Raw genomic sequence first — 26,022 nt, 5'->3', positions numbered from 1 at the left:
TCTCCCTGTATCGCGTTTATAGGGCTGCCAGACGCGCAAACGTAGCCTCTAACTCAGGCGGTTTCCGCATCCCCTGGTGTAATTCCAGCACGCGACCTTCCCGATCAATCAACACAGAGGTTGGCGTACCGATGACCTGATAACGCTCCTGGGAAATCTTAAGCTGATCGCGAAGTACCGGATAAGAAACCTGATGTTTCGCCAGTAAGCCATCAATCATCACCGTCGCTGGATCGGTATTCACCGCCACGACCACCACCTTATCGCCCCACTTTTTACTCAGCGCTTCCAGCGCGTCCATTTCGGCAAGACAGCCGCCGCACCCCGCCGACCAAAAGTTAAGATAAACAGACTTCCCACGCCAGTGTTCAAGCCCGGATTCTCTTCCCTGCATGTCGAACGTTGCCAGCGCCGGGGCTTGCTGCCCAACCGCCAGTTTCTCTTCTTTACATCCGCTCATCAGAACCAAAACGGCGAGAATTAATACGTTAGTCCAGCGCATGTTGATTAGCCTCCTCGCCCTGATATTTGCCATGTTGCAGGCGGATAATACGATCGGCAAACAACCCAAGCGCCGGATTATGTGTCACCATCACAATCGTGCGCCCCTGGCGATGCAGGTCGGTGAGCAGATCCAGTACCCGCTGTTCATTCTCCTCATCGAGGTTACCCGTGGGCTCATCGGCAAAAATCACCGGCGGCTCATTGACCAGCGCCCGGGCAATGCACACCCGTTGCTGCTCCCCTCCGGAAAGCTGACTCGGCAGGTGCGTCACGCGATGCCCAAGCCCCACCTGTTCCAGAACCTTTCTGGCCGCCGCTTCATCGACCACGCTGTGGTAGTGCTGTGCCAGCATGATATTCTCCAGCGCGGTTAAAAACGGGATCAGATGAAACTGCTGGAACACCAGCCCTATTTTTTCAGCGCGAAAACGGCGCCGCCCCTCTTCATCCAGTGCTGCGGCATCAATCCCATCTAAAAACACCTGACCTTCTGTCGCGGTGTCCAGGCAGGTAAGAATATTCATCAATGTCGTTTTACCTGAACCAGACGCGCCCATAATAGCGACAAACTCGCCCTGCACTATTTGCAGGTTGATGTCATCTAAGGCGGTAACATCACCGAACCGTTTATATAAATGGCGGGTTTCAATCGCCATTGGTGGGGTCTGCATAACGGACATGGCGTTACTCTCCTTTCAACACTTTTGCGGGTTCGACACTGACCGCGCGCCGGACCGGAACAATCGCCGCCAGAATGGCGACCAGTAAAGATAACGTCAGGGTGACAGGCAGCACTGGCCAGCGTAGCGAAATTGCAGCATTGAATACGGTCAGCCCCAGCAATTGGGCCAACAGATACCCTAAGATCCACCCGCAAACCACCGCAGCCAGCGCGATAATGCAGGTTTCCAGGAGAATTTGCCGGACAATATCACCGTTGCTGGCACCCAACGCTTTTTGCAGAGCAAACTCACGGGCGCGTTCACCAACAATGGCCATCAGAGTGGTGTTCACACACAAAGAGGACAATGCAAGGATCACCACCGATACCAGCCCCATTAACCCTTTTATCTTATCCAGTACCTGTCCTTCTGAAGCAGAGACTTTCCGTATTGGACGGATCTCCAGATCCGGGTATTGAGCCTGCAAGCGGTTAGCATAGTTTTCCACCTGACCGACATCGTTGCTGACACTCATCAGCCCATGGCTGATTTTACCGGGCTGATGCAGCCACGCCTGCGCCACGTCAAGACTCACAATCAGCATGTTATCTGTCGCATCACCGGCTTCAACAATGCCTTTAATCTGTAGGTTTTTACGTTGATTGTGATCCACCAGGGTGATGCTATCGCCCGGCTGGACACTAAGACGTTCCGCCAGTTTGACGCCAATCATCGCATTGCGATCGTCAAAGCTGACACCAATCCAACTCCCCTGTACCTGCCAGTACGGCACCAGCCTTTGCAAGGATTCAAACCACACGCCGACAATGACCACCTTCTCCAGTTCAGTGCGCGCCATACCGTATAGCCATGGGCTGGCTCCGTGAACCAGACCTTGTGGTGCCTGATCCAGAATGGTCTGCAACTCTTGCTGTGTCATGCTGGAGCCGTGGCCTGGCCCGATGTAGAAATTCGCGCCAAAGGTACGCAATTCTTCACTCATTTTGGTATTGATATCGAACCACACCGCAGATAGCGCGGTCACGATGGTCGCCCCCACCATCAATGCGGCAAATACCACGCTAACCCGCTGAAAGCGCAGACGCAGCGCCCGCCATACAAGTAGCCAGAGCATTGTGCGTTTAGCGGCCATACAGCACCTCCACAGGATACAGACGAGCAATGCGCCGAGCCGGAAACCAGGTGCCAATCAGGGCAATTAGTACCGCAATCACCAATACACAGGGCACTACAATCCAGGCAAAATTCAATGGCGCATCAAATAGCATCAAGCCAATCGCTTTCGCCATTCCCCATCCGGCTACGCATCCCAATGCCCCTCCGGCCAGTCCACTGGAAGCCGCTTCAAGATAGAACAACAGCATGATTTGCCACTGATGTGCTCCAAGCGCCTTCATCAGGCCGATCTCTTTAGCGCGTTCCATAATGGCGCTGGTCATCAGTGACGCAATCCCCATTGCCGAAGCTGCCAGTGCTGCGACGGTTACAACCCCCATCAGCAACTGAATTTTATCGATAACGACACCTTCAGATGCGGCAACCTGCCACACAGGACGGACTTCTGCCCCGGAAATAGCCTCCTCCAGTTGATGCGCAATAGACGAGACATAGGCCGTGCAATACCAAAGGTCGTACTCTTCAGCATTTAATGCGTCGAGATTTTCACGCGCCCGGCGCGAAAGCTCGTTTTCCGGCACCGTCAACGCCGAGACGCGAATGGCCTGCACTTTGCCTGGTAAACCGAGAAGCGTTTGCACCGTGCCCAACGGCATAACCAGTTGGTTATCTTCATCTCCGCCGCTGGAGAGGATTCCGCTGACTGTCACGGTCAATGTTGTTTTACCGTTACGTATTACCAGTTGATCGCCCGGCTTCCAGCCCGTTTGTCGTGCCAGGGCATGTCCCACCAGAGTTTGAGGGGCATCGCCTGCGGGCTCCTGAGGCCAGTCGCCAGTAACCTGCCAGAACGGGCTCACTGTTTTCTGCCCCGTCTCAAACCCTTCTTCATCTGGAATATCCACCGGCTGGCTGAAGAAGGTGCCAAGAATACGTACCTCTTTGCCATCAACGTCGACTTCACCACCGAGCATAGGGGCAAAGCCGACAATGTTGTTACGCCAGAAGATATCCTTAATGTTTGGCAGTTCCGCTTCATCAAGGAAATCCTGCCCCGATAGTGGGTTACTGTTTTCACTGAAAAGCGCAGGCAACGCCGCCTGCCCGGCGGGTTCAATCAAAATATTGGCACCGTAAGACTTCAGCTCTCTGGACATTTTATCGCCAATATCAATCGACACCGCCAACAGTGCAGAGATCAGGCTGGATGCGAGAAATACCGTCACAATAGCCAGTCCCTTGCGCCGGAGATTGCGCCCCCAGGATTGTCGTAACATTCGCCACAGCATTGTTACTCCTCCCTCAGTTCGTCAGGTACGAACTGTTCCGGAGTGTTACGGAAGCGGTCGTAGTTTGCTTCAGACGAGAAGAACCAGGTTTTGCCACCATAGCTGTATTTGTAGTCAGCCGAGGTATTCGTCAACCGGGAACCATCAACCGGATCGGTCACATTAATGGTCATGACCGTCGAGAAGTAATTCACGCCCGCTGCCAGCTCTTTACCCGGGATCACCAGCTCTTTCTCATCATTACGCCAGTTTTCAATCGGCACCGGGTTACAACCACCAGGTTTACCAATCGAAGGAATGAAAATGTGTACCCCGCAGGCCACGCAGATAACCTGATTCCCTTCCATCACGTAGCCCTGATCGCCACAAAGCAGACAGGCGTCAAAAACCACGCCCAAACGCAATTTGTCGGGATAGCGGTTAATCACGAAAAAACGTACAGCTTTACCGTCGTCTGCCACCCAGACAAAGCGGTGCAACTTGCCATCACGGAGTTGTTCTATCGGCAGATGTACCATGCCATCGCTGGCAAGTTGTACCGGAACTGCTTCTGATAACTGCGGCGGCTGAGATGCGACTTTTTCCCACCACAGTTGTCCGGCGATCACAACCACCGCACATCCCAGCGTCACCAGCCAGAGACGGAACGCATTTCGACGATGCGCCAGTGCCAGTCGATGAGCAATCGGCTCATCGGTTTCACGCGTCAGGCGGATAGCACGCAGCAGCGCCGGTACCCAGCACAGCGCCAGAACAAGCAATAGAGCAGCTCCCAACCAGTTATATAACGCCGCGTTGTTTGTCACTTTGGCCACGAAGCTCAATAGCGATTTTGCCAGCGGTAGCACCTGCAGCTTCATTAACAACAGCAGTAGATTGCCGCTTAATGGCAGCCAAATCATGACCATCAGGATCAGTGTTAACGGCCAGTAGAGCCCGCGAATACGCCGTAACAGCATGGCGCAAAGCACTCCCGTCAGGCAGAGGATCGCAAAAGCCAATAGCATTGCCGTCAGATTCAGCAGCAGGTCGGTATTTAGCACATGGGTACTGGTTAATCCGCCAAGGTTAGGATCCAGCGCCCAGTGTCGAGCAGCGCCAAACACAAGGATACCCTGCCACAGGTAGCGAATGCGGTTTGATACCCACCAGAAGCTCAACACAAACAACAGCGTGATCATCACTTCGGTGCCGACCAGCAGCAATTGCACCGGCTGCGTGCCACGGAGTGTGAGTCCCACCAGCACGCCAACGATCAAGCCTGTGAATAAGGTCCAGACGAGTGGGCGTAAAGAAGGAGGATCGTTGCGACTCCACAGAACCCCGGAGAGCAGCGCAATGCAGAAAAAAACCTGTAGCGTCGTGACAAAAAAATAACTCATAACATCGACTCTGTACGGCGGATTGAATGATGTAACTATCCAGGTGCATCGATAATGTAGAGCCTGCCCATCAAACGTTCAGGCTTGCGGTCAGTTGGGAGATGAGCAGCGCAGAACAAACCGTGGGTACATATCGTACTTAGGGATGTGAGCACTGCCCGGTCCAAAATGGCAAATAAAGCAGCCTGATGGGAAAAGCGCTTAGTTCAGGCCAACGTATTTAAATTCATAGCTCACATCAAATGGCTTCCACCAGCGACCAACACCCGTATCACTGTCTGTGTGACGGTGCATACCTGCTTTTGACGGTGGTTCGATGTGATAGGTCACTTTGTAGTTACCCACACCCATCATTTTGATGTTCGCGCCGTAATGAGGACCATCGCTGGCAACCATCGGCATGAAGGTACCTTCTTGTTTTTCACCTGTATCACTGTTAATTAAGGTGTAACTGATGGTCAGATAAGGGATCCATTCGCCTGCGCCGAAACCATTTTTACTGCCTTCCACTGCGTGAATATCCGCCTCAAGGTGAATATCGGCTTTTGCTGCCGGTAACCCCATGCCGCGCGGCTCCATATCGATCGGCTGCAGATAGACAGCAGCCAGTTCCATCTCATTCATGGTGACAGGCTCGCCTGCCGGATACTCCTTAAAGGCAAACGCAGCCGGAGCAGTGAAAATACTGGCCATCACTGCACTGGCAATCAGGGTTTTCTTCATGGTCATCAGACATATCCTCTCGTCTTAAATAACAGCTATAGATTATTTTTTATCGTTTCCCCAGGGACTGTGCTTTTCCGCCGCATCACCCACAGCGCCACCAGCGCTGCAAGCAGCAATACGGCCTGCGGTAATAACGTTTCCATGTAGGGATAAATTCCCAACCAGCTGATTTCAGGGAAGCCGTTAATCAACGTCGGCTGGAACAGTTTGCCTTCCACCAGTTCCAGAACCCCTTTGCCCGCAAACACAAAGGCCATCAGGTACATAAAACTGCCGGTAAACATAAAGAACGGCTTCAACGGCAGGCGTACTACCGAGTAGCGCATGAGCAACCAGGCGGCCAGCAGAACAACACAGCCGATAACAAAACCTGCAGCAATCGCCATATGGCCGGAAACATCATTCGCATCCCCGACCAGGGCGTAGTAAAACAGCACGGTTTCCGCCCCTTCGCGATAAACAGCCAGGAAGCTGGTCAGCCACAGTCCAACCAGTGAACCACGGGAAAGTGAGTGGGACAGCTTTCCTTCCAGCCAGGCTTTCCAGTGGCGTGCTTCGACCTTAGACAGTAACCAGTAGCTCATGAAGAACAGCATGACGACGGCAATCAGCATCGTTATGCCTTCGAGCAATTCACGACTGGCGCCAGAATTAGTGAACAGAAGCTGGAATATCACAGCGGTAATGACGCTGGCGATCAGCGCGACAATCACCGACTGACGAATAAGCGGTAACTTATCCTGGTGATTGTTTTTCACCATATAGGCCACGATAGCCGCCACAATAAGCAGTGCTTCCAGCCCTTCGCGAACAATGATCATCAGGCTATAGAGCAGCAGGCTCCACTGGGTCTCTTCGCCTTCTCCCAACATCGCCACCGCTTTTTGTAGATCCTGCTCCAGTGCGCTGGCTTCTGCGTTGAGCCTTTCCACTGGCTGACCCGCTTTCATCAGGCTAACCAGACGCGTAAAGTAAGCCTCCAGCGTGGTTTTAAACGCTGAGTCACGGGAGCCTATTTTGTTTTCCATACCGCTGGCTTCAAAGCGGTCAAAGTAACTGTCCTGCACATCCAGAATGGCATTCTTCGCATCGCCCCCTTGATAGCGGGCAATCGCTTCCTGAATACTTTGATTGATACCCATCGACACCGCAGCCCAGTCTGCGCGCGCTTTGTCATCCTCTGCCGCTGGAGCGTTACCCGTATTTTGCGACGCTGCAACCTGCTGTTCGTCACGGGTAGTGGGCAGACCGGGCAGAAGATCCTCAATATCCTGTAACAACGTTGTGACCTGATAAGAAACATCATTGAGGTGATCCGGCTGCGTGGTGAGCGCAATCAGCGCAGAAAATTGCTGATTAATCGCTGCTGCGTCTTTTGCCGATCGATTCTGTCTGATCGACATTTCCATCTCTGAGTTTTTAAAACCCTGATAGTGCGCCTGTTGAACGTGCTGACTGGCAACGCTGAGATTCCCGGCCTGATAGTTATTTACTGCCTGGGCCAGCAAATCGTCGATAGTGCGGAAACTCTCTTGCCAGTGTACGGCGATATCGGTTCTGGAAAACGCATTGTGCTGCTCTTCGGCAACCAGGCGATGCCCGCCATCCAGCACAGGTTCAACTTCACGCAGCGATGCCTTCAGCCAGTCGATTTTAGCCTGCACGTCAGAGAGAGATTTTTTTTCGCCAATCATGCGACGGATCTCACCGAAAGCGCTTTCCATCTCATAACTCTTGCTGGCGGAAATGTTGATACGAATCGGACCTTCAAGGTTTTCGAATACCTCAAAGTAGGCCATTTGCACCGTGCGACGCGCTTCATCAGTTTGCTGTTGAGAGTAAAGTTCTGCCGTTTTATCAAGACGTTGCTCGACATCCTCAATAAACGGGGCATAGTTTGTTGCAGCCCATACGTGAAGGCTTACAAGCAAGCCACACAAAGTGAACAGCAGGAAAGAGCAGAACTTACGCACGGTACGCATCCCGTAAAACACAAATGATAATTATTATCATTATCGATTTTTGACTGCGTTGTACATGACCTGGATCATAAAAATGTCAACGGGTGACAAGTTATGTAAATTTATTTCATAAAAATGTGATGGATACGAAGTTGAGGCTGGCAGGATTTATTAATGAAGCCGTTAATTCAGGAGTATTTATACACCGTGCAGAATAGCGTTCCCCCATACTCGCTGACACAAATGAAGCCGACAGCGGGCATGAGGGAAAACGTTATTTAAAACAAAAAGTGTCAGGGCATCATTATATCAGGATCACGAGTAATACGTTGTAGAAAACGACCATAACCCTGTTCGCCTGTCCAGTAGTTAATACTTTTCTCTACCCCCGTCGATGTCAGAGTCGCACCAGAAATACCATCTACCGTATATTCATCGATATGCTCTGGTTTTTCCTGAATTATTCTCAGCGCCGGCTTCCCGTTATTATCAACCACTTTTTTACCCGGCCATTGTTTACGCCAGTTCTCATCTTCCACTCTGGCCCCCAAAAAAGGAGTTTCCCGCTGCTGGTAGTAATACAGGTTTTTAACTGTACGCCCGTCAAGGTCAAGAGCAAGGAAGGCGTGCATCATAGACTTCGCCCCTTTACCGAAAACAGGAATTATAATTTGTTGAATTTTATTGTTTTTATTTTTCACCAGATAAACATCTGCAATTACGCAGCGCTGGTGGATCCTGGCGGGATCATGCTCCGGAGCGAGCTTCTTACATCCTTGCGTTATGGCATCGTCAGCTACCCACTCCCCGGAATCCAGATTGACCTTTCGCGCTAAAATATAACGTTGAAATAAATTATTTATAGTTTTTTCATCCTGTGCATCTGATTTTAGCAAGCCCGCAGCATGCAGAATGGCGGCATTTTTCTCTTCACTGGTCGGTTCGGTGACTTCCCCCTGGAACACCATAAACCAGGCAATAGCGGCAATAAAAATAAGGACACAAAACACCATCATTGATGCAACAATAACTTTACCCTTGTGCATTCTTCTATAATCCCTGTAAGAAATAAGATATTTAAAACGCCTTCAGGTATGCCATTACCTTTGTAGATTTGCAACTACAGAAGCGATGAAAACTATATAATCATTACGATATAGCTTTGAGCTTTAATATCAGAACAACATGTTTTTACTGCCATTTTATCGTATAAAAAATGCCGGGTTTCCCCGGCACAAAAATCACCACGTTTTCGCCCACCACAGCCGTATCTTCATCCCCCAGTAGCTGGTCCAGCCACTGGTTGTCGATACCACACGACCTTGCGACATCACCACTAGCGTGGGAGTGACGCTAATATCCCAACTGCGGGATATTGTGCCCTCAGCATCGTTAATAACCGGAAATGCCACACCTTTGCGCGACAGCCAGTGAGCAACATCCGCTTCGCTGCCGGAACGTAGCGCGATGGTCATAATGTTTTCCCCTTCTGATCGCAGCCTGGCGACTTCCGGCGTGGTGAAGCGACACACACCACACCAGCTTGCCCAGAAATAGATCAGCACCGGCTCCTCATTACTGAGTGCGGCGAGGGTGACGGTTTCGCCATCCAGCGTCTGCAAAGGCGTACTGTCAAACGATGCTGGCAGTTGAGGCGCGCGCCATACATCCATCAGCAGCATCGCCCCGGCTAACAACGCCAGTAAGATCAGCCCTTCGCGCAGCCAACGACGCAGTTTACCGCTCATTGGCAGCCGCCAGTTTTTCTTTGACCACTTCTTCAAGCGTTTCCCACGACACAGCGCCTGGTATAAGCTCATCACCAATTATCGTAGCCGGCGTTCCCCGCACACCCACCAGCCGCGCCAGTTGCAGGTTAGTGCTCAGTGTCTCTGAACTTTTATCATCCAGATTTACCGGAGTGGCTGCGGCTTTTTCCTGCGCCTGCTTAATACTGGCAGCCGTGTGGTAGCCCCTCTTCTGCATCAGTTTTTCATGCAGCGCCAGAAACTGCTGCGGATGCTCGCGCCACGTTGTCAGCGCAGTCCGCGCCGACAGTACGGAGCTTTCCCCTTTAAACGGCAGCGGTTTAATCACCACCGCCACATCAGGATACTTTTGCACAATTTTTACCAGCATAGGATCCAGTTGCTTGCAGTACGGACAGTTGTAATCGGTGAAGTTTATCAGCGTCAGTTTCGCCTGCTTTGTACCAATATGCGGGCTGTCAGGATCGTTAAACAGCGCTTCCTGAATGAGCGCTTCAATTTGCTTTTCCTGTTCCGGTGTAAACGGTGCAGGCTCTTTCGCTAAGCTGACGGTTGAAAACAGGGCTAACAGCAAACCAATCAGGATCTTCATGGATTGACTCCTTTGGCATCTGCCAGTGTTTTTAACACCGCCTCGCGGGTTAACAATGTTGGCAACGCCTGACCTTCCGGCAGACCGGGGCCATAAATTTGGTTAAACGGCACAGCAACCTGGCCACGTTTTTTCAGAAATGCGGTGATGGCTTCAGAAGGCAGCGTCCAGTCGCCGCGTAACGCCACTACATCAGGCTGTTGCAGTGCGGCCTGGACGTCTTCTTTATGCAATACGTTGTATTTATTTACCTTACAGGTAATGCACCAGTCGGCCGTTACATCAACGAATACGCGCTTATGCTGGGCAAGCGCATCGTCGATGGCCTGCTCGCTAAGCGGTTGCCAGTTCACACTCTCTTTCACTGCACTTTGTGTGAAAACACCCAGATGCGGGAGCAGTAACGTTGCCAGCCAGATAGCAGAACCGAGCATCATCCCCCCCAGAAGACGTCGCAGGATGTTCATCCAGCGCCCCGGACGTGGTAACCGCAATGCCAGACCCGGTCGGAGAGCCACCAACAGCCATGGCAAGCTCATGCCCAGCCCCAGTGCGAGAAAAAGTCCCCATAGCGTTGGAAGTGAAGCCGTAAGCGCCACCGCTACCGCGGTCCCGAGAAACGGTGCACTGCACGGCGTGGCGAGCAGCGTAGCAAAAGCGCCCTGCCAGAAATGCCCTGCCAGACCGTTGCCACCGCGAGTAGCCAGCGTGGTTGTCATTGTGGAAGGAAGCCGGAATTCAAACAATCCGAACAGACTGGCGCTAAACGCCAGCATTACCAGCACCATAACGCCAATAAACCACGGGTTCTGGAACTGGATCCCCCAGCCGAGTGCCTGATTGGTCATACGCAGTACCGTCATCAGCAATGCCAGGGCCATAAATGAGACCAGAATTCCGGCCACCGACGCCAGAAACTGACGGCGAACCTGACGACGACTTTTCTCTTCGACAAGCAAAATTGAACCCAGCTTCATGCCCAAAACCGGTAGCACACAGGGCATCAGATTCAGGATCAGACCACCCAGCAGCGCCATCGCAACCACCTTCCACATCGCAGGCGCGGCGGTATCCGCAGCCGGAGCATCTCCAATAGCAAGCCGACTTTCCTGCGCAACGCCATTATCGGCCAGGACCAGCGTGACCAACTTGCCGCGTAAATCCGGTGCGCCTTCTCCCCAACTGTCATGGACAGGTACTGTCGCCAGCAGCGTGTCTCCATCAATGCGGATTTGCGGCATACCGAAATCCACATCATCGACGGTATCCAGATAAAGTCCGGGCTTGGACCAGCCTCCCGCGCGGTGCGCTTCGACCACCAACTCTCCAGCCCGCGCCCCTGCGCTGAGCGTATCTGTCAGGCCGCTGGCAAGCGGGATCTGCCCCATTGCCTGGGCATAATCATGCGCAAATGTCGGATCCTGAACAGAAGGTGTTACGGAAAAAGGAAAATCCGTCAGCAGGCAGACATTGCTGCACGTTGATAGCGTCAATACGCCATTGATCGTGGCTGGCAGCGTGCCGTGTACCACCATCGGGAATGTCACCTTATCGTGATACCCCTGGGTAGTGATATTGGCGACCTCAAAGCGCGCAGGCGTTGGCCAGAACCAATCCACTGCGGGCATTTCACCTTTCCAGGTGACAGATGGCGCGACACCCCCCTCTCCCGGCGAACGCCAGTAGGTTTTCCAGCCATCTTCCAGCTTCACATCCAGCAGTAGACGGGCTTGCCCTTCAGCAGATGTATCGGCACGCAGCCGGACGCTGGCATGGTCGTTATCGGGTGAACGCAGCCAGCCGATGTCAGCCGCCCAGGATACGGGCAGCCATAGCAATAACAGACAGAACAGCGCCTGCCTGAAAACAGTCATCATATTTTTTCTCCGTGAATGATTATCTAACAGTCAGCAACAACGGTTTGGTCATTCACGGAAGACACAGAATCTGAGATGAACCCTAAGCGTGGGCGGCGAGATGGCTCGCGGTGGGAAAAAAGGCAGACGAAAAGCCCGCACTGGCGCTAACAGCGACAGAAGCAGGCATAGCACCAGAATCGCCCCTTCAAACAGCACAGGCGGCGACGCCAGTAACGACTTCGCGCTCAATTCACAAGGGGTAACGGGTGAGGCGTCATCGGTATCCGTTTGCGCGCTCGCGACGACAGCAGTGGCGGCGGTATTCATCTGCAACGCATGCAGACCCGCCATGCGTTGCGCGGTGCAAACTATCACCACAACACATGCCAGGCAGAGGAACCACCATCCCATCCGTTGACGTTTCGCCATTATACCCTCACTGATTGACGCGAGTTATCTTAGCCACTGGTGAGGTTTTGGCAACCTTTACGCTGTAAAGTTATGTCGGTACCGGAGATTAACATCTGCTGTTCATTATCACACCCGGCCACGAAATAATAATCAATGCCAGCAATAATTTCACAATCAAAAATGGCACCTCTAATGAAACAACATGAAAATATCACCACAGGTATTATTCATTATTTTCGAGGCATCTCCGAGAAAACCCCGTGATAGATTATAAGAAAATATTAAAAATGTACTTTCGCGTATTGATGCGTAAATGAAAGTAAGGACTGGAGCATTTCCTCAATAAAAACAATATTATAATTAAACGGACCAATATCTTGTCCATTATAAAAACGCTTTGTTTGTTAAATGTTATTCAGAGTATATGGAAATGAAAAAATATTTATTACCCCTGATCGGCTTACTTTTTACCGTTAGCACTCAAGCCGCATCATTTACCGATGGCAAGCAGTTCATCTCACTGGAGAAACCCGTACCTGCAGCACCAGCAGCACTGAAGTTTTTCTCCTTCTATTGTCCCTCCTGCTATCAGTATGATGAAGTTTTCAAAGTGACTGATAACGTGAAAAAAGTCTTGCCCGCTGATGTCAAACTCACCGAGTATCATGTCGACTTTTTAGGTCCTCTGGGACCAGACATGACGCATGCCTGGTCAGTTGCCATGTTGTTAAACGTGGAAGATAAAGTCAAACCTTTACTGTTTGATGCCGTTCAGAAAAAACAAACCATTAAAACAGCGGACGATATTCGCAATATATTTATCAACGCCGGTGTGAGTGCCAGTGATTATGACGCAGCATGGAATAGTTTTGCCGTGAAATCATTGACAGCCAAACAACAAGAGCTGGCTAAAGCTGTAGATTTAAAAGGCGTACCCGCAATCTTTATCAAGGGTAAATATATGATTAATCCTAAAGGATTAAATTCAGATGACGTAAATTCTTTTGTGCAGAGCTACGCTGACACTGTCCAGTATCTTATTTCCCGCCCCTGATGTTGAGTTAATACCGTTATACGCACCACACAACAGGATCCAGCCCCTCTCTGGTGACTGTTGGTGGTGTAATGCCTGTTCCTTGTCATATCGTCTTCTCCTCCTTTCATGTCATGGTTGGCATTCACCCTTATGAGGATTACCCTAAACTTATTGGTAGATGCCTTTCCCCAGAGGTATCCTTCTTCTATGTGTTGATTTACACGAGAGAGCGCTATGGAATTAAAGGATTATTACGCCATCATGGGCGTGAAACCGACGGACGATCTCAAGACAATCAAGACCGCCTATCGTCGACTCGCCCGCAAATACCATCCCGATGTCAGTAAAGAATCTGATGCCGAAGCCCGTTTTAAAGAAGTTGCTGAAGCATGGGAAGTACTGAGCGATGAACAACGTAGAGCCGAGTACGATCAGTTGTGGCAGCACCGCAACGACCCGCAGTTCAACCGTCAGTTCCAGCAGGGCGATGGACAGAATTACAATGCTGAAGACTTCGACGACATTTTCTCCTCTATTTTTGGCAAGCATGCTCACCATTCACGGCAGCGTCATGCCAGTCGGGGTCACGATATCGAAATCGAAGTTGCCGTTTTCCTCGAAGAAACGCTTGCTGAGCATAGCCGTACCATCAGTTACAGCCTGCCGGTATACAATGCTTTTGGTCTGGTAGAGCGCGAAATTCCGAAAACGCTGAACGTGAAAATTCCGGCCGGCGTGGGTAACGGCCAACGCATTCGTTTGAAAGGCCAGGGTACTCCCGGTGAAAACGGTGGACCGAACGGCGATTTATGGCTGGTCATTCATATTGCGCCTCATCCGCTGTTTGACATTGTTAATCAGGATCTGGAAATTGTCGTTCCCCTCGCCCCGTGGGAAGCCGCTTTGGGCGCGAAAGTTACCGTACCCACCCTCAAAGAGAGCATTCTGCTGACTATCCCACCTGGTAGCCAGGCCGGGCAGCGTTTACGAATTAAGGGCAAGGGGTTGGTAAGCAAAAAACATACCGGCGACCTGTATGCGGTGATCAAAATCGTGATGCCACCAAAACCTGACGACTACAGCGCCGCACTGTGGCAACAGCTGGCAGAGGCACAGAAGTCCTTTGATCCGCGCAAAGAGTGGGGGAAAGCATAATGGCTAACGTTACCGTCACCTTTACTATTACCGAGTTTTGTCTGCACACCGGCGTTTCTGCAGAGGAACTTAATGAGATTGTCGGTTTAGGGGTAATAGAACCCCGTGAAGACGAGACTGCCCACTGGCAGTTTGACGATCATGCCCTGGCCGTTGTGCAGCGCGCTTTGCGCCTGCGTCAGGAGCTGGAGCTTGACTGGCCAGGAATAGCCGTTGCGTTGACATTACTGGAAGAGAACGCACATTTACGACAGGAAAACCGCTTGCTGAGACAGCGTCTGTCCCGCTTTATCTCTCATCCATGACGCATTTATTGCCAGTCACCAGGGGGCAGCATCGCTCTGCCCCTTTTTTCTCCCGTCAGTCCCACCCCAGCGTTAATGACATTAACCGGCAGATAGCATACATTCTGAGGTAAGAATTATCCTAAAGCATAAGACGTTGAGCCATGCAGCTTAAACCACTCACAAAAGGCCGTTTTCATAACATCTGGCAGCAAGATGATGCCTTTATCGAGAAGACATTCCAGGAACTGCTATCAGAGACACAGCTCATTCATGAGGATGAGTATCTCTATCATCAGGGGCAGGTTGTCGACCGTCTGATTATGGTGCAATCAGGAAGAATCTCTCTGCGTTACAGCGCTGAGAATGGTCGCCGTTTTCAACTTGGCGCGATGGAGTGTGACGAACAACTTTTTGGTGAGATGGAGTTCTTTACGGGCTATCGCTGCCAGCTTGATATTGTGGCCGAAGAGCCGCTCACCGTTGCGGTATGTAGTTGCGATCGGCTGGAAGAAGCGTTAAATCAGCACCCCAGACTGGCAATCTTCTTCGCCAGCGCAATGGCTGTCGACTACCAGGATATGCTGGAAATTTTCCTGCACCGGATGCTCTATCCGATCGTGCATAACGTGGCTTACGATCTTTATCGACAGCATCAAAACAAGCAACCCATGGATGGTTTCAGTAAAAAATATCAGGAAGCTGAGCGATTCGGCACTACCGACCGGGTCTACCGACGGGCGGTTAAAGCACTTACTGATGCAGGCCTGGTAACGCAAACAAAGCAAGGCCTGGAAATCAAAGATCTGGATGGGCTACGGCAATTTCTGGGAAACGACATCATCGACTGACACACCAACACCGGATCCGAAATGTTGGCGTGTCCGTCAACAACAATTAGAACTTATAGGTAAGGCTGAAGTAATGGCCGATACCCGTTGTACGCCCTGCTCCGCCGTGATTTTCCATCAATGCCATATTACGGAAATACTTCAATCCGTAACCCACTGCGTAGTGCTCTGAATGCCAGTAAATGCCGTTATACCATTCAATCGCATTGTTGCTGTACAACGCCTGATCAGCAATCTTATTGGCAGCAAACTGGTAGTCAAAGTACCCCTGATAGTTTAAATAGCTGCCATTGGCGAAATGATAAAACGGCGTCGACCAGTTTGTTGAAAACATGTAGCCATCCCACTTACCTTCGTTATCTGCACCATAGTTTTCACGAACGTAGTGAGCGTAGAGGTTCATCCCCACCATACCGAACCACGGTACCTTAACATCTGTTCCCAGGCCGATATAATGTTCGAATAATTCCCGGTCACCAATGTTGTTCACGGTTGAGATATAGAATTCGTTAAACGGGCCAACAGATAAATCTCTGTTAAAGATGGCATCAAGTGAAAAACGCGGTGATATTTTGGCAAAAAAGTTATCACCACCGTGACGATCGTCATGCTTGCTATCAAAAACATCAAAGAAATCAACGTAACCATAAAGATCGACAATACCAGAGCGAGCACCAAATTCCAGTTCAAGATACGTGTCGTTGCGAATGCCATAAGGAACCTTAGCATCAACGCTTTGCATTAAATTCATCTGCATCCAGTTGAAATCATTCTTCCGAATATTGCCATCAGTATAATCAGCAGCAACAGCATGGGCACACCCCATACTCATAACAGCACCAACTACCAGATTTTTAATCATTGATATATTTTTCCGCAACATATTCAATTCCTTTGAGAAAGATTGAACGGCGCCACACACAGAATAGTTGTGTGGCGATAGTTCTTAATTAGAGTAAGGTAAGTGTTTTGCAATAATTATTGACGTTTGAGCTTCAGTGTTCCCAGCAACATGATAAAAATAACCAAATACAATACTGGTATTGCGTACATAATTTTTTGCAATCCCATCGTTTTTTCCATTACCGCGCTGATTGCCGGGCTAAACATTGCTCCTGCACTACCGCTAATTAAAATGTAAGAAACGTTCTGGCTACTTGCACGCTTCACAAAAGAAACACCGTAAGCAATAAAGGAGTTATACAGTGCGGCACACACAAAGCCATAACTGTAGGCCAGATAATCTAACCCTGAAATATCTTTCTTCGTTACAATGATCGTAGTGATAATACAAGCCAGCAAAATAATACTTAACAGGAAATAATGTATCTTCACGCGGGCAACAATCCCGGTTGACACTAACGCGCCGACCAGTGCGGCCCCCCAATACTGAGTAATAATATTTCCGGCTTCTTCAAATGGAATACCAAATTTATTCTTAACAAACAGAGGTGCCCATGTCAGGAAGGTATAAAGCGCCAACATACCTAAAAACAGACCAATCCCACCGCTGATAATCCCAGGATTCCACTCTGACTTCACCGCTTCTGTCTGGCCAGAAACATGTGTTGTTTCGCAAGCTGCAAAGCGAGTTAGTGCCACAATCCCAAGGGTCAGTAAGGCCACCATACCAACGCTAAGGTAGCTGTAACTCCATGACATATTGTGGGTTAGCGCGAAGGTCGTAATCAACGGGAAAACCACCCCCGCAACGTTAAACGTAGCATCCTGTACCACCAGCATCGTACTCTGAATACGATCCTGCCAGACAGAAACCACGATCGTACCTGCCACGCATAAGCCAATACCGCCACAAAAACCGACGAGGGTCATAGCGACCATCACTGGCCATAAACCACTACTTAAATGCATTGTCAGTGCGCACAGGAAAACTATCGAATAGATAATTAACGTCATACGTTTTACACCGACTTTTTCAATCAGGAAAAAAGCGGCGATCGTGCCCGCTAATGCCCCTCCGTTCAGTAACGAAAAAATGGATGCGACAGCATTCACATCGGCATTGTAACGCATTGCAATCGGTTCAATCAGCATACCAAACTGACTGGCAAACCCTGCCATAATAAAATTTGCCAGAAAACTAATCAGCGTAAGTGCTATTTTATTCTTCATATAAAGACATCCCTGATTGGTTCAATAAAATTTCTTCGCTAAGCTGTAACTGCTGTATTCAGTGCCAGCTCAATCATATTATTAAAGGTTAATTGCCGTTCCTCCGCAGTCGTTTCTTCTCCCGTCAGGCAGTGATCAGACACTGTTAAAATCGCCAGCGCCTCAATCCCAAACTGATGTGCTAAGGCATACAATCCAGCCACTTCCATATCGACTCCCAGAACACCAAACTTCTCCAGTGCAGGAATTAAATTATCATCAGGATCGTAATAAAGATCGCCACTGAAAACATTTCCGACTTTGATATCAATGCCCGCTTTTTGCGCCAGAACCCATGCTTGTTGTAATAATGGGAAGTGTGCCGACGTTGCCATTGTATAGCCAGAACTACGTTTCAGATTCGTGACTGAGTCCGTTCCGGCTGCGACGGCAAGAATAATATCGCGCATTTTAATATGATGCTGTGTTGCCCCCAGACTACCCACCCGAATAATTCTCTGGACACCAAAATCATGTACCAGCTCATGTGCATATAACGTCATCGACGGTATTCCCATACCGTGACCCATTACTGAAACAGGTTGTCCGAAATAGTATCCGGTATAACCCAGCATATTGCGCACGTTGGTAACTTCCCGATAATCTACCAGGTAATTTTCAGCAATAAACTTAGCGCGTAACGGATCACCAGGCATAATAACAGTTGAAGCAAAATCACCCGGTTTGGCATTAATATGTGCAGTCATAACAATTCCTGAATCATTTATATTGAAGATATGCAGGGATTGTAACCAGACGTATGCAGAGAATTGAGGACAAAAGTCCTGCTGAGAGGATCGGCCTCTCATTTTTGAGAGTTATTGTTGTTGCGTTGCCGTCCGGGGAAAACACCGCCACCCCGCGCGACAGTCACGGGGGGACATCATGTCATATCAGGGCTTATCAGCGTGACCAAACAGTAACGCGGTATAATGGGGGTTCACTTTTCCGCTACGCTTACCGTCCGGACCAAAATAGCGATCGTCCCGGCACAGACGCTCATTGGTGTCACAAAACAGACCGCCCCGGAATGTAAAAGCGGTTGTATCAAATTGCCCGGCCGCTGCCAGCTTTTCGCCCTGCTTCTTGCCGACATACCTGGTGGTCAGCGCCACCGATATACCGTGCTTATTGGCACAGATCGATTTATCACACAGCACGCCCGGGGCCGGACTGTATGGCTCAACTGTCGCTGCGTTCACTGGCAATGACAGAACACTCACTGCCAGCAGGCCCAACACTTTTATCATCTTTCTCTCCTTATATTCTTCGCCAGCCGCTTTTGCCTGCTTCTCTCATCCGAACGGAATGACACCCGGGCGTAATATTTACAGTCGCTTTTCCAGTAAATGCGCTCTCATCAACTCCGAGGCGGCCTGTGCATCACCCTTTTTAATATGCGCCAGGATCTCTCTTTGTTTCGTCGCTGTATCAATGAAATACTGGCGGTCGTTGGCGGGTAATGACTCTCTGGTTTTTTCAAAGTAGGTAATCAGAACGTCAGAAAAAACCTGCAGGACACGATTGCCACTCGCCTGTAGCAGGAGTAAATGAAAATCCCTGTCATGACGGTCAGCTTCCTGCGGATTGTCAGCGTTTTCCTCAATAAACCGGAGTTCGTTTTCAAGTTTTGACAGCATTGCTGGAAAAATTCTTCGCGTTGCCAGAGGAATGATAGCGCACTCGATTAAGATCCTTGCCTCAGTAAACTCTGAGATATCAAACCCGGACAGGTCAAACTGCATCAACAGTTGGTTATTTATGTTATGAGAACCCACATTTTTTAACACACTACCCCGTCGGGGAGCGCGCTCAAGCATTCCCATTTGCACAAGCGTCCCGAGCGCCTGGCGAACTTTATATCTTGATGTATTAAAACGAATTGCAAGTTCAGTTTCTGTTTCGATACGTCCATCAGCATCTCGGTTTGCATCATCAAGCAGATAATTTTTAATATTTTCAAATAGTTCGTTTTTCTTATCCATATACACTCTCAGATTAAGGTACCGAAACAATCGTAAGTATAAATAATACAATAAGTTGAGTTAATTATTTTATTGTTATGATAAGATTATAACCCCTTATTATTCAAATTATATTAAGCTATTTGTTAATAAAAAGGAATTAATTATGATGTTATTCGTAACTCAGTTTGCGATAGTTCTTACATGTATTGGTATAGGCGGGCGTTTTGGCGGGATTGGTTTGGGTGCTGCGGGTGGGTTAGGACTGGCAATCCTGACTTTTGGATTTGGACTCCCCCCCGATTCTCCTCCGATAACAGTCATCTCCATCATTCTGGCTGTTATCACGTGTATCACTATTCTTCAGGCAGCTGGCGGTCTTGATTTATTTGTTACTATGGCGGAGCGGATCCTAAGGAAATGGCCAGGTGCAATAACCTTTCTGGGCCCTGCTGTTGCTTACCTTTTTACCGCTATTTGCGGGACAGGATATGTCGCTTTTTCCGTTTATCCGGTGATTGCAGAAATTGCAGCCGATGCCAGGGTTCGGCCAGAGCGAGCAATGTCGATGTCAGTTATTGCCGCTAATTTCGGTCTCATTGCCAGCCCGGTAAGTGCAGTCGTTACCGGAACAATCGCCGTTCTTGCCGGATTACATGTATCGGCTTTGGATATCCTGTCTGTCACAGTCCCCGGCACATTTCTTGGCTGTCTTGTTGGCTGTTTGTTTGTCTTTAAACGAGGTCATGAACTCGAAGATGATCCTGAATTTCAGCGCAGGATTGCGGAAGGTGAGTTTGAGTCAATAAAGGCTGAAGAACGCACTGCCAGCATGGTGACAAAAGAGGCAAAGAGAGGATTGCTGATTTTCCTTACCGGTATCATCCTGGTTGTCGTTATGGGGTCAATTCCTGAATTACGTCCGGTGTGGAATAACGGTACCGGGATGGAGCGCATGAGCATCCCGACAACGTTGCAGATAATTATGCTGACAACAGCATGTATTATTATGATGGTGTGCCGAATTTCGCCTTCAAAACTCGACTCAGGATCTGTATTTAAAGCAGGACTGGTGGGAGTGGTCGCCATATTTGGTCTGTCATGGATGATGAACTCCTTCTTTGAGGCATGGCACGAATTATTTAACACCGCTTTCCACGGTTTTCATAATCCGGTGCTGTTTGGCATTATTGTGTTCGGTCTTTCCGCTGTGATTTACAGTCCGGCAGCGACGGCTGTGGCATTACTGCCTGCGGGTGTGTTAATGGGATATCCGGCAGAAACATTAATTGCCTTGCTTCCGGTAACCTGCGGATCATTCATTATTCCGGGGGGAGCGCAGATTGGCTGTGTTGCTTTCGACCGTACAGGAACAACACGTATTGGTAAGTATGTAGTGAATCACAGCTATATGTTACCAGGTCTGGTTACCGTTCTCGCCTCAACCATTTTCTGCTTTCTCATTTCTAATTTACTGGCGTAGCGCCGAAGCGACTGGTGAAAGTCTGCAAGGCATCCCCTTCTGATGAAGCACAGAAGAGGATGCCTGTAATTAGATTTACTACGCAAACTTTAAAGGACAACCTGTGCAATCAGGTAGGCAAAAATAACCTGAGAAATGACCATAACAAAACCCGGGCGAATGTAGCTATGGTTGATAACAAACCGCCCTATTTTAGTCGTACCTGTCCTGTCAAACGCAACACAACCAATTTGGTTGGCACCTGGAATAATGAAGTCTCCACATGTACAGGCAAGTATTGCGATTAGAAACGGCGCGGGAATATTTAGCGTAACACCTAACGGCATAATAGCAGCAACCGTTGCAGCAGGGCTCATAATAACCAGGGAGAACAAGAAAACAACCACGCCAAAGAGCATCGGAGCACCACTAACAATCCCCCCAAACACTTTTATCAGTTCTGGTTGGTAGGCATCAAAAAAGGTCGCTGTCATCCATGAAACACCGAGGATTGCTACCACCCCCATTAGACCTGCGCGGAAGACAGACCCCGTATTGAACGTATTACTGGGGACTTTGCTGACAATCATAATAAACAGCGCGGCTGTCAGCATGATCATCTGAATAACCATTGGCGTTGATAGCCTTTTCCCATCCCATGAAGGCAGAAGTCCGGTAAAAGATCCCAGGATGAGCACCAACATCACGCCAACTGCAAATATCGCGACGCCTTTTTTGGCACCTGGCGTAGCAACATACTCTTTTTTCTGCTCATTATGCATGAACTCATATTCACCAGCAGCAACACGGCGCTGAAACTCTGGATCATCTTCCAGCTCTTTACCGCGTTTGTAGACAGAAAAACTGGTAACAATTGCCGCCATAAAAAATGAAGGGAGAGCAATTGTCAGTATCTGTCCAAGAGTAATGCCGGCATATTCATGCAAAATAGCAAGCATCCCTGCGGTAGCTGCGCTCATCGGGCTGGCTGCGACCGCAACACTGGCAGCAATAACAGTTGCAGATAACGCTCGTTCTGGACGAACCTTCGCCTCCGCCGCAACTTCAGCAACAACAGGATACAATGAGAATGCAACGTACGTGGTACCGCAGAATAGTGTAAATATGGAAGTTAATATTGGCGCAACAAACGTAATAGCCTGAGGTTTTTTACGCAGTAATTTTTCAGCCACACGCACAAGATAATCAAGCCCACCTGCGGCCTGCAATATACTCACTGCCCCAATAACACAAATAATAATTAACATGGCCGTAATTGATGGTGCGGATGGTTTTAGTCCAAAACCTAAAACTAATATTGTTACACCAAGCCCACCACCCGCACCGAGCCCCATTCCGCCATAGCGCCCACCGATACCAATACAGGCGAGCACAATAAATAATTGTATAAAGAATAAAGCGTCCATTTTTCACCTTAAAGCACCTCCCGAATATTGCACCCGGGAGGCATTGATTATTATGACAGGGATTACTTTAAATAAGACTTGGCATTTTCAATTTGTTTTTTAACTGCATCAGGTCCGGTTCCGCCATAAGACATTCTCGCTTTAATACAGGATTCTAAGGAGATGCTATCGTAAATATCGTTCTCAATTTTATCATCAAAAGAATGGAACTCTTCTAATGTGAGTTCTTCTAGCATCTTTTTATGTTTAATACAGTAATTCACTGCACTACCAACAATATGATGGGCTTCCCTGAATGGGATCCCTTTGCGGACAAGATAATCTGCCATATCAGTCGCATTAGAGAATCCTCTGGCAGCGGCACCGCGAGTATTCTCCGAAAGAACAGTCATTTTCTCGAGCATAGGAGCCATAATTTTCAGGCTGGTTTGCAGAGTATCCATAGAATCATAGACCTGCTCTTTATCCTCACTCATATCAGTATTATAGGCGAGAGGGATCCCTTTCATGATGGTCAGCATTGCCATCAGATTTCCGTACATACGGCCACCTTTACCCCGCATTTTCTCAGCAACATCAGGATTTTTTTTCTGTGGCATGATGCTGGAGCCCGTACAAAAATCATCAGAAAGCTCAATAAATTTGAAGTCCTGGCTGGAGAATAAAACCAGTTCTTCTGAAAGACGGGTGAGATGCATAAAACATACAGCTGCGGCTGCGGTAAACTCGACCATATGATCGCGGTCACTTACGGAATCAATACTGTTTTCTGTTGGCTTATCAAAACCCAATTCATGAGCGGTAAACTCACGATCAATTGGGAAAGTGGTACCTGCGAGGGCCGCCGCACCTAACGGACACTCACCCATGCGTTGATAGAGATCTTCGAATCGCGTCCAGTCACGGCGTAACATCCAGTAATACGCCATAATCCAGTGTGAAAGAAGAATAGGCTGACCTGTTTGTAAGTGGGTATAACCAGGCATTATCGCATTAATATTATTTTCAGCTTTGGCGATGATAATTTTTTGAAGATTGACAATATCCTGCTGAATTTCCCGAATTGTTGCTCTCATATGCATTTTAGAGTCAACGGTAGTTTGGTCGTTACGACTGCGCCCGGTATGCAACTTCCCACCAACAGGACCAATAATTTCTGTCATTCGTCTCTCAATAGCCATATGAATATCTTCATCAGCCGTATCGAAAACAAATTGCCCATCTTCAATCTCTTTATCTACCTGCCTCAGGCCACCAATGATGGTATTTGCTTCACTCTCAGTAATAATTCCCTGACGGCCCAACATTGTGGCGTGCGCAATACTCCCTTTAATATCAAAAGGGCAAAGACGCTGCTCCAGCATAATGGTCGCGTTATATGATTCGACTAGTTTATTTGTCGGCATATCAAAACGCCCACCCCATAACTTCGTAGACATAAAAACCTCCAGTATAAGTGTTGCAGAATGGTTAAATTTGGATTTAATCAGTTTTAATTCGTCCTCAGATTACAAAAGCACCATCTTAATTGTCAACAAATGAAGGCATTAAATCAATTTATACAGATATTAAATATATTTATTAAGCTTTATTACTTTCGCATTTATGGCTAAAAAATAAGATGTAGATCACATTTAAATGCAACTTGATTCAAAGTTGCATTTATTAAAGGCGCAAAAATGGAATAGAGATTATTTTATTTGGCGACAATTGAGGGGGGTATGTTTATTTTGGAGGGGGCAGCAGAAACGAATTTGCCCATCAGCAGGCTGGCCTTCGGTGAGAGACATGGATGTCTCTCATTAATCCCGATGAGCTTACTCTGGTAAGTGACTTGGGTAAGCGAACGTAGTCAACGCCGAGGAAGCGTGAAGGATGACGTGTATATCAACGTGGGATACCTGGATCATGAGTGATCTGGGTGGCAGGTAACGGATAAAAAACTCGGGCAAGAGAATCCCTTACAAAGAGAGGTCCAACTCCCTCTTTTATCTGGCGGCAGATGGTGCGCTACGCGATGGCGATTATTACTGATACTAAAGCAAAAAATCGCAAACCCGGCGACAAACAGCTCCCGCGCGCAGCGGTCGTTGGACACTCATAACCCTTCTTTTAGGGCTTTACTGTCTGTTGTTTTATCAGCATGTAACGGTTAATTAGCTGATGCAGATGCATATCCGTTTGCAGCATCAAGGCTTCTGGCGATTGTGCTCCAGCATCCATCAGACTCAGTTGGTACAGTTGTTCTTCAACTGGCACCGCCCGACTAAAATTCTGTGTGATGGCAAAGACCATCGATTTCAGTTCTGAGCCGGTCAGGTATTTCCCTTTGCGCTCATCCAGTGCATTCAGGCGCTGAGTTAATACCTGCAGACCACCCATGCCCTCATGCCAGCCAGAAAGCGATGATGCAGGCAAAGCGTTACTGCTGATGTAACGCTGCCATTGCACTTTCAATTTTTCAGCTTCAGTTGGTTGAGCAGTAGCAGCAAGCACAAAGCCGTAGTTTTGCAGCCACAGTGGTGATAGCTGCGCCAGCTCTGTCAGGGCGGCCTCATTTGCCACTATGGGTAACGGGCTGCTGGCTGGCGGATTTATTTGCTGCCAGCCCCACAGCCCTGCTGAACCCAGCACCAGCGTGGTCAGCACTCCCCCCACAAAACTTTTCCACGAACAGCCCGTTCCCGGCTCAGAAGATTCAGGCACAATGCGTGGTGTGGCGAGGTCTTCACGGACAATGTAAATCAGAGGTTCAGACGGAACAGCAGATACCGGACTCACTGAGCCAACAGATGACGCGGGTATGGTCACAGCTCCCGTGTCACCACTGCCTGCATCAATATTTTCGAGGCGTATCACCGCATTATGCATAAAGGCGCATAGCTCCCCTATCTGACTGGCGTTTTTTAACTCCAGACGCTGCAAATGCTTACACAAAGCATCAAGGTGCTCTTCCGCCCTGTAAACCTGTGGCAGGTCAACATAATTCAGCTCCAGCGTCCGCAACACTGAGTGCAGGCGCTGGGTGAATCCAGCGAGGATCTCCATCCTTGCATGGACCGGTTGCGGCCAGAGCGTTCCCCATTGATGCATCAACAAGGCTTCCAGAACAGCCAGCCCTTCATTAAGCCCCACCAGCCCCGCCATCCGTGTGCGTGCCAGCGTATACCAGCACGCCGTTTGCAGTTCGACGCCGTTCTGGCGAAACAATGCCAGACTCAGTTGCTCAACACGTCCCCAGTCAACATCAGGCCGCGCCGGGTGTGAGAGTTTGGCAAGCTCATCACGCAGAGCAGCATAATCCGCCAGCAGGCGCGGATCGCCGCCAGTTTTAACTTTACGAGAGTGAATGTCATTCATGACCAAATATCCATTTAAC

Annotated in this window: 25 protein-coding genes; 5 read left to right on the top strand and 20 right to left on the bottom strand. The window is 49.1% G+C overall.

Going from position 1 to position 26,022, the window contains the following annotated elements:
• Window positions 1–16: 16 nt before the first annotated feature.
• From AACS05_RS08600 to AACS05_RS08545, 12 genes are all read right to left on the bottom strand, one after another.
• Entirely contained in the window at window positions 17–502 is a 486-nt protein-coding gene (locus AACS05_RS08600) for a TlpA family protein disulfide reductase (protein WP_045441498.1), read from the bottom strand.
• Complete coding sequence (locus AACS05_RS08595; protein ID WP_045441496.1) at window positions 489–1,184, bottom strand: ABC transporter ATP-binding protein; 696 nt, start codon at window positions 1,182–1,184, stop codon at window positions 489–491. The genes AACS05_RS08600 and AACS05_RS08595 overlap by 14 nt, the downstream gene beginning before the upstream one ends.
• Window positions 1,185–1,188: 4 nt before the next feature.
• Window positions 1,189–2,319, bottom strand: a complete 1,131-nt coding sequence (locus AACS05_RS08590) for an ABC transporter permease (protein WP_045441495.1) — start codon at window positions 2,317–2,319, stop codon at window positions 1,189–1,191.
• Window positions 2,309–3,592: an ABC transporter permease gene (locus AACS05_RS08585; RefSeq protein ID WP_045441494.1), complete on the bottom strand. Its 1,284-nt coding sequence runs from the start codon at window positions 3,590–3,592 to the stop codon at window positions 2,309–2,311. The genes AACS05_RS08590 and AACS05_RS08585 overlap by 11 nt, the downstream gene beginning before the upstream one ends.
• Before the next feature lie 2 nt (window positions 3,593–3,594).
• Complete coding sequence (locus AACS05_RS08580; protein ID WP_045441493.1) at window positions 3,595–4,974, bottom strand: Fe-S-containing protein; 1,380 nt, start codon at window positions 4,972–4,974, stop codon at window positions 3,595–3,597.
• A gap of 201 nt (window positions 4,975–5,175) precedes the next feature.
• On the bottom strand, window positions 5,176–5,703 hold the full coding sequence (locus AACS05_RS08575) for an iron transporter (RefSeq protein WP_045441492.1): 528 nt from the start codon (window positions 5,701–5,703) through the stop codon (window positions 5,176–5,178).
• Window positions 5,704–5,732: 29 nt separating this feature from the next.
• On the bottom strand, window positions 5,733–7,682 hold the full coding sequence (locus tag AACS05_RS08570) for an FTR1 family iron permease (RefSeq protein ID WP_045441491.1): 1,950 nt from the start codon (window positions 7,680–7,682) through the stop codon (window positions 5,733–5,735).
• Window positions 7,683–7,954: 272 nt separating this feature from the next.
• Window positions 7,955–8,707, bottom strand: coding sequence for an NADH:ubiquinone reductase (Na(+)-transporting) subunit C (gene nqrC / locus AACS05_RS08565; protein ID WP_045441490.1), 753 nt, complete (start codon window positions 8,705–8,707; stop codon window positions 7,955–7,957).
• 195 nt (window positions 8,708–8,902) lie between these two features.
• Entirely contained in the window at window positions 8,903–9,409 is a 507-nt protein-coding gene (locus AACS05_RS08560) for a protein disulfide oxidoreductase (RefSeq protein ID WP_045441489.1), read from the bottom strand.
• The gene (locus AACS05_RS08555; protein WP_045441488.1) at window positions 9,399–10,022 is read right to left on the bottom strand and encodes a DsbA family protein; all 624 of its coding nucleotides are present in this window, start codon (window positions 10,020–10,022) and stop codon (window positions 9,399–9,401) included. The genes AACS05_RS08560 and AACS05_RS08555 overlap by 11 nt, the downstream gene beginning before the upstream one ends.
• Complete coding sequence (locus AACS05_RS08550) at window positions 10,019–11,899, bottom strand: protein-disulfide reductase DsbD family protein (protein WP_045441487.1); 1,881 nt, start codon at window positions 11,897–11,899, stop codon at window positions 10,019–10,021. Before AACS05_RS08550 ends, AACS05_RS08555 begins: the two co-directional genes overlap by 4 nt.
• A gap of 48 nt (window positions 11,900–11,947) precedes the next feature.
• Window positions 11,948–12,310: a hypothetical protein gene (locus AACS05_RS08545; protein WP_045441486.1), complete on the bottom strand. Its 363-nt coding sequence runs from the start codon at window positions 12,308–12,310 to the stop codon at window positions 11,948–11,950.
• A 412-nt stretch (window positions 12,311–12,722) separates the two neighbouring features.
• On the opposite strand from AACS05_RS08545, the gene dsbA reads away from it, so the two are divergent.
• The 4 genes from dsbA to AACS05_RS08525 all read left to right on the top strand — a co-directional run bounded on the left by dsbA (window position 12,723) and on the right by AACS05_RS08525 (window position 15,618).
• Window positions 12,723–13,346, top strand: coding sequence for a thiol:disulfide interchange protein DsbA (gene dsbA / locus AACS05_RS08540; RefSeq protein ID WP_045441485.1), 624 nt, complete (start codon window positions 12,723–12,725; stop codon window positions 13,344–13,346).
• Window positions 13,347–13,562: 216 nt separating this feature from the next.
• Window positions 13,563–14,483, top strand: a complete 921-nt coding sequence (gene cbpA / locus AACS05_RS08535) for a curved DNA-binding protein (RefSeq protein ID WP_045441484.1) — start codon at window positions 13,563–13,565, stop codon at window positions 14,481–14,483.
• Entirely contained in the window at window positions 14,483–14,788 is a 306-nt protein-coding gene (gene cbpM / locus AACS05_RS08530) for a chaperone modulator CbpM (RefSeq protein ID WP_045441483.1), read from the top strand. The genes cbpA and cbpM overlap by 1 nt, the downstream gene beginning before the upstream one ends.
• Window positions 14,789–14,931: 143 nt before the next feature.
• Window positions 14,932–15,618 carry a Crp/Fnr family transcriptional regulator gene (locus tag AACS05_RS08525; protein WP_045441482.1) on the top strand — a complete coding sequence of 229 codons (687 nt, stop codon included), beginning with the start codon at window positions 14,932–14,934 and terminating at the stop codon, window positions 15,616–15,618.
• 46 nt (window positions 15,619–15,664) lie between these two features.
• Here the strand turns inward: AACS05_RS08525 and AACS05_RS08520 are convergent, their stop codons facing one another.
• The 5 genes from AACS05_RS08520 to AACS05_RS08500 all read right to left on the bottom strand — a co-directional run bounded on the left by AACS05_RS08520 (window position 15,665) and on the right by AACS05_RS08500 (window position 19,775).
• Complete coding sequence (locus AACS05_RS08520; protein ID WP_045441481.1) at window positions 15,665–16,501, bottom strand: nucleoside-specific channel-forming Tsx family protein; 837 nt, start codon at window positions 16,499–16,501, stop codon at window positions 15,665–15,667.
• A 95-nt stretch (window positions 16,502–16,596) separates the two neighbouring features.
• The gene (gene tsgA, locus AACS05_RS08515; RefSeq protein WP_045441480.1) at window positions 16,597–17,751 is read right to left on the bottom strand and encodes an MFS transporter TsgA; all 1,155 of its coding nucleotides are present in this window, start codon (window positions 17,749–17,751) and stop codon (window positions 16,597–16,599) included.
• 38 nt (window positions 17,752–17,789) lie between these two features.
• Window positions 17,790–18,497, bottom strand: a complete 708-nt coding sequence (gene deoD / locus AACS05_RS08510) for a purine-nucleoside phosphorylase (RefSeq protein ID WP_045441479.1) — start codon at window positions 18,495–18,497, stop codon at window positions 17,790–17,792.
• Window positions 18,498–18,683: 186 nt separating this feature from the next.
• Entirely contained in the window at window positions 18,684–19,040 is a 357-nt protein-coding gene (locus tag AACS05_RS08505; protein ID WP_045441478.1) for a YcgJ family protein, read from the bottom strand.
• 78 nt (window positions 19,041–19,118) lie between these two features.
• Window positions 19,119–19,775 carry a FadR/GntR family transcriptional regulator gene (locus AACS05_RS08500; protein WP_045441477.1) on the bottom strand — a complete coding sequence of 219 codons (657 nt, stop codon included), beginning with the start codon at window positions 19,773–19,775 and terminating at the stop codon, window positions 19,119–19,121.
• A gap of 145 nt (window positions 19,776–19,920) precedes the next feature.
• Here AACS05_RS08500 and AACS05_RS08495 point away from each other — a divergent pair, with 145 nt between their 5' ends.
• The gene (locus tag AACS05_RS08495) at window positions 19,921–21,237 is read left to right on the top strand and encodes an anaerobic C4-dicarboxylate transporter family protein (RefSeq protein WP_081918197.1); all 1,317 of its coding nucleotides are present in this window, start codon (window positions 19,921–19,923) and stop codon (window positions 21,235–21,237) included.
• 89 nt (window positions 21,238–21,326) lie between these two features.
• Here the strand turns inward: AACS05_RS08495 and AACS05_RS08490 are convergent, their stop codons facing one another.
• The 3 genes from AACS05_RS08490 to AACS05_RS08480 all read right to left on the bottom strand — a co-directional run bounded on the left by AACS05_RS08490 (window position 21,327) and on the right by AACS05_RS08480 (window position 26,003).
• Entirely contained in the window at window positions 21,327–22,643 is a 1,317-nt protein-coding gene (locus tag AACS05_RS08490) for an anaerobic C4-dicarboxylate transporter family protein (protein ID WP_045441476.1), read from the bottom strand.
• Window positions 22,644–22,705: 62 nt separating this feature from the next.
• Window positions 22,706–24,082 (bottom strand): argininosuccinate lyase, encoded by a 1,377-nt coding sequence (argH, locus tag AACS05_RS08485; protein ID WP_045441475.1) that lies wholly within the window; start codon window positions 24,080–24,082, stop codon window positions 22,706–22,708.
• Between the two features lie 673 nt (window positions 24,083–24,755).
• Entirely contained in the window at window positions 24,756–26,003 is a 1,248-nt protein-coding gene (locus AACS05_RS08480) for a VasL domain-containing protein (protein ID WP_045441473.1), read from the bottom strand.
• Window positions 26,004–26,022 lie beyond the last annotated feature (19 nt).

The sequence above is a fragment of the Citrobacter sp. S-77 genome, assembly GCF_963864895.1.
In the GTDB taxonomy this organism is placed as follows: Bacteria; Pseudomonadota; Gammaproteobacteria; order Enterobacterales; family Enterobacteriaceae; genus Citrobacter; species Citrobacter murliniae.
Note: the sequence above shows the minus strand (reverse complement) of the source record. Positions and strands in the feature narration are given on the sequence as shown.